The organism is Fonticella tunisiensis (assembly GCF_004364155.1).
In the GTDB taxonomy this organism is placed as follows: Bacteria; Bacillota; Clostridia; order Clostridiales; family Caloramatoraceae; genus Fonticella; species Fonticella tunisiensis.
Genome location: NZ_SOAZ01000055.1, coordinates 1 through 4234 on the forward strand (window position 1 = coordinate 1; position 4234 = coordinate 4234).

The window sequence follows — 4234 nt, forward strand, 5'->3', positions numbered from 1 at the left end:
TTCTGACATCTCATATATGGGGGTGTAGCTCAGTTGGGAGAGCACCTGCCTTGCAAGCAGGGGGTCAGGAGTTCGAATCTCCTCATCTCCACCAAATAAAAATCGACTTATGTCGATTTTTTTATTTTTTGCTAAAATCCATTTATCAAGTATAACCTTTACTATCGAGTCTTCTTTACCTTAATATCCGATATACACTTTTCAAATTTATAAATTAATTCATCATCCTACTCTAAAAAGCTCATTGAAATAAAATCGGAAAATATATTTAATTCATCATACGCTTAGTAAAGAAATTCTTGTCACATAGGATGAAGCAGATCTTTGAAATATATGAAAGCAAAAAAGAGAGCCAGATTTTTGCTGGCTCCATTAGTTAGTAGGGTTTCATCATGGACATATGTTATATAATATAGCTTTATTCGTATAAATTATTATATTTTAAGTATAATATATAGTTTTAAATAATTGCAATATGTTATATATAGTATTACAAAATATGTTTATTATATATAATATTATTCAAAATAAATAGTATGCTATAACACATATTACGTAATCAGTAAGTCCTAAGATGGCAGATATTTTTTTTGACTTTTTATTGGAGTGGCTGCTATCTGCGAGAATATATGCTATTAAAAAGCCGATGGGAATTGGATATGATGAGTTTAATGTAACGGAAGTTATAGATAGAGTGTAGAAGCCCAGGATTTTTGGTATAAAAAACGAGTCATTATCTGTTCTAAATTTGTATGATATAATAATAGATAAAATTGAAAATGCTACTGCAAAAGCTATCAACATATAATTCACCCCAGTTTAAATATATTTTAAACAATGATCAATTAGAAGGTGAAATAGTGAATAAACTAGATGAATTAAATAATTATGTTTTATCCTGTAAAAGATGTGGTCTCTGCCGAAATAGAACAAATACTGTGTTTGGAGAAGGAAATGTCAATGCAAAAATAATGTTTATAGGTGAGGGGCCCGGTGAAGAGGAGGATAGAACAGGAAGGCCTTTTGTTGGGAGGGCAGGAAAGCTTTTAACAAAGATGATTGAAGCTATTGGTTTAAAAAGAGAAGAAGTTTATATTGCAAATATAGTTAAATGCAGGCCGCCAAACAATAGGGTTCCCTTTGAAGATGAGGCAGAAAAATGTATTGTTTATCTTAGAAAGCAAGTGGCCATAATAAGGCCCAAAATACTTATATGTCTTGGAGCGACTGCTTCAAAATACATAATAGACAGGAATATAAAGATTACAAGGGATAGAGGAAAGTGGTATAAAAAAGGGAATTTTTATATTTTACCTACCTTTCATCCATCTGCGCTGTTAAGAGATGAGAGTAAGAAAAGATATGCATGGGAAGACTTTAAGAAGATCAGGGAAATGATTAACAATGTATAATGAACTTTTATGATAATATTTAAACATTACTATGATGAAGATCACCAAAATTATTCATATGGTTGATTAAGAATTAATGTAAAAACTCTGGATTTTAAAATATATTGTTAAGGGGAAAGGTAAACAAATATGTTCGCCTTTTTTATATGGGCTGATATCACACTTTCTGTTATATTGCTTTTGTTATACAATTAAGGTAGTTGAAATAACAAATTATAAGTGGTGATATAATGAAGGATTGTTTTATATGCGAGGAAAATATAATTCATGAAGACAATATTGAATTGATTAGGAATAAAATGATAGATGAGAATGAAATAATTAAACTATCCAATGTATTTAAAGCCCTTGGTGATCCTACAAGAATAAAAATACTATATGCTTTAAGTTTAAAGGAATTATGTGTATGCGATATAGCCAATCTTATAAGAATGTCTCAGTCGGCAGTATCACATCAATTGAGGATTCTTAGAAATTTGAGGCTTGTAAAATATAGAAAGGAAGGAAAGATAGTTTTTTATTCACTGAATGATCAGCATGTTGTAACTTTATTCAATCAGGGCATTGAACACATAAAACATGACTAAATAAAGGAGGTAAAAAACCGTGCATTTATATGTATCGGTAAGAGTAGTATGGATACACTGGAGGAACTTTATAAAATCTATGAAGAAATAGCAAAGGATGTATTAAAAAGCGATTCCAAAGTAGTTTTTGGAGATGGGAATGAAGATGCTGAAATAATGCTTATTGGAGAGGCTCCTGGTGAAAAGGAAGAACAGATGGGAAAACCCTTTGTAGGGGCTGCGGGTAAAAATTTAGATGAATTTTTAAGTATACTTAATATAAAAAGAGAGGATATATATATAACCAATGTAGTAAAAATAAGGCCCTATAAAATAAACCCTGCAACAGGAAAAAAATCAAACAGGCCGCCAAATAAAAGGGAAATAGATGCATCAACAAACGTACTTGACAAACAAATAAACATAATTAAACCTTCTGTAGTAGTAACCCTGGGGAATATACCTCTTAGAGCTATATTAAAGGATAATAATGCAAAAATCGGGGATTATCATGGAAAAACCATTGAATTAAATGGCTTTGTTCTTTTTCCATTGTATCATCCTGCTAGTATAATATATAATAGGTCGCTTTATGACACATATATAGAGGATGTATATAAATTAAAAGAGTATATAAATGAACATGGAATTGGAGGAGCTTAAATTGAACCATAACTTTGATGAATTTAAAAGTTTTATAAAAGATAAAAAGGTGGCAGTTGTAGGTATTGGGGTAAGCAATAGACCACTTATAAAAAAACTTATAAAACTTGGTGCAAAGGTTATCGCATGTGATAAAAAGAGTGATTTGGGAGAGTTTGAATATGAGCTTCAAAGACTAGGAGTTAAGCTCTCACTGGGGCAGAATTATCTTGAGAGTGTTGAAGAATGTGATGTTGTATTCAGAACGCCTTCACTCAGGCCAGATAATGAGTTTTTGCAAAGGGCAGAGAAGAAAGGTGCCTATATTACATCTGAAATTCAGGAGTTTTTAAAATATTGCAGAGCTAAGGTGTTTGGAGTTACAGGAAGTGATGGAAAAACAACAACGACAACTTTAATAGCTGAAATACTTAAAGAAGACGGGAAAAATGTCTACGTTGGAGGAAACATAGGAACACCTCTGTTTGATAGACTTGATGAAATCAAGGAAGATGACTATGTAGTAGTTGAACTTTCAAGCTTTCAGCTTATGGACTGCAGATATTCACCGCTAGTGTCTGTAATTACAAATTTAAGCCCAAACCATCTTGATGTTCATAAGGACATGGACGAATATATAAATTCAAAGAAGAATATATTTCTTCATCAGAACAAGGATGGAATTGTTGTCCTAAACAGGGATAACTACATAACTTACTCTTTGAGGAAGGAAGCAAAAGGCAGTGTAAGGATGTTCAGTATAAATGATGAAGGGGCATTTTCACATTTGAAGGGGGAGGACCTTATTGTAGATGGTAATAGGATTTGCAGCATAGATGAAGTTAAGCTTCCAGGAATGCATAACATAGAAAATCTACTTACTGCCTTTGCTGCAGTGTATGGATATGCTTCTATTGAAAGCATGAGAAAGGTTGTTTTAAACTTTACGGGAGTTGAGCATAGAATAGAATTTGTACGTGAGGTAAAGGGAGTGAAGTTTTATAATGACTCCATTGCGTCAAGCCCAACCAGGACAATTGCAGGGCTTAAATCCTTTAAGCAGAAGGTGATACTTATTGCTGGTGGATATGATAAGAAGATACCCTTTGATGAGCTTGCAAGTGAAGGTGTTGAAAGGATAAAGGTTCTTGTTCTTATGGGAAATACAAAGAAAAAAATTAGGGAAGCCTTTGAAAGGGAAATGAGGAAAAAAAATATAAACTTGCCTATAATAGAAGCGGATTCCTTTGAAGATGCTATATATGGAGCATACAACATGGCAGAAACTGGAGATATAATAACTTTGTCTCCTGCCTGTGCAAGCTTTGATATGTTTAAAAACTTCGAGGAAAGAGGAAACAGGTTCAAAGATATAGTAATGAATATAAAATAAATATATATTTTACGCAGGATATATTCAGGTTATGTTTGAGCTGTTTATAAAAGGACAGCTCTTTTATTTATGGTTTCATTCATATGATATTAAATAAAATATTCTTGAAAAGAAAAATGAAAAATGACCTTAAATTGCAATATTAAATGCAACACCCCGTGAAAAAATCATGTAGAATAGGGTTAGTGTAAACCATACTTAACCTTAAGCCCATCTTAATT

Annotated in this window: 5 protein-coding genes and 1 tRNA gene; all 6 read left to right on the forward strand. The window is 32.2% G+C overall.

Features of this window, described 5'->3' with window-relative positions:
• Nucleotides 1-18: 18 nt before the first annotated feature.
• The 6 genes from EDD71_RS14950 (at nt 19) to murD (ending at nt 4013) form a co-directional block, all read left to right on the forward strand.
• Nucleotides 19-94 (forward strand) — tRNA-Ala (locus EDD71_RS14950).
• Nucleotides 95-574: 480 nt separating this feature from the next.
• On the forward strand, nt 575-700 hold the full coding sequence (locus tag EDD71_RS15980) for a hypothetical protein (RefSeq protein WP_279233037.1): 126 nt from the start codon (nt 575-577) through the stop codon (nt 698-700).
• Between the two features lie 160 nt (nt 701-860).
• Complete coding sequence (locus EDD71_RS14955) at nt 861-1412, forward strand: uracil-DNA glycosylase (RefSeq protein ID WP_207669365.1); 552 nt, start codon at nt 861-863, stop codon at nt 1410-1412.
• A gap of 230 nt (nt 1413-1642) precedes the next feature.
• Nucleotides 1643-1999, forward strand: a complete 357-nt coding sequence (locus EDD71_RS14960) for an ArsR/SmtB family transcription factor (protein ID WP_133629512.1) — start codon at nt 1643-1645, stop codon at nt 1997-1999.
• Between the two features lie 48 nt (nt 2000-2047).
• A complete protein-coding gene (locus EDD71_RS14965; RefSeq protein ID WP_133629513.1) occupies nt 2048-2641 on the forward strand; it encodes a uracil-DNA glycosylase in 594 nt (197 codons plus the stop codon).
• 1 nt (nt 2642) lies between these two features.
• The gene (gene murD, locus EDD71_RS14970) at nt 2643-4013 is read left to right on the forward strand and encodes a UDP-N-acetylmuramoyl-L-alanine--D-glutamate ligase (RefSeq protein WP_133629515.1); all 1371 of its coding nucleotides are present in this window, start codon (nt 2643-2645) and stop codon (nt 4011-4013) included.
• Nucleotides 4014-4234 lie beyond the last annotated feature (221 nt).

Coding starts and splice junctions, on each gene's coding strand:
- EDD71_RS14960 (WP_133629512.1), top strand. CDS start 1,643: ATGAAGGATTGTTTTATATGCGAGGAAAATATAATTCATGAAGACAAT.
- EDD71_RS15980 (WP_279233037.1), top strand. CDS start 575: ATGGCAGATATTTTTTTTGACTTTTTATTGGAGTGGCTGCTATCTGCG.
- EDD71_RS14965 (WP_133629513.1), top strand. CDS start 2,048: ATGGATACACTGGAGGAACTTTATAAAATCTATGAAGAAATAGCAAAG.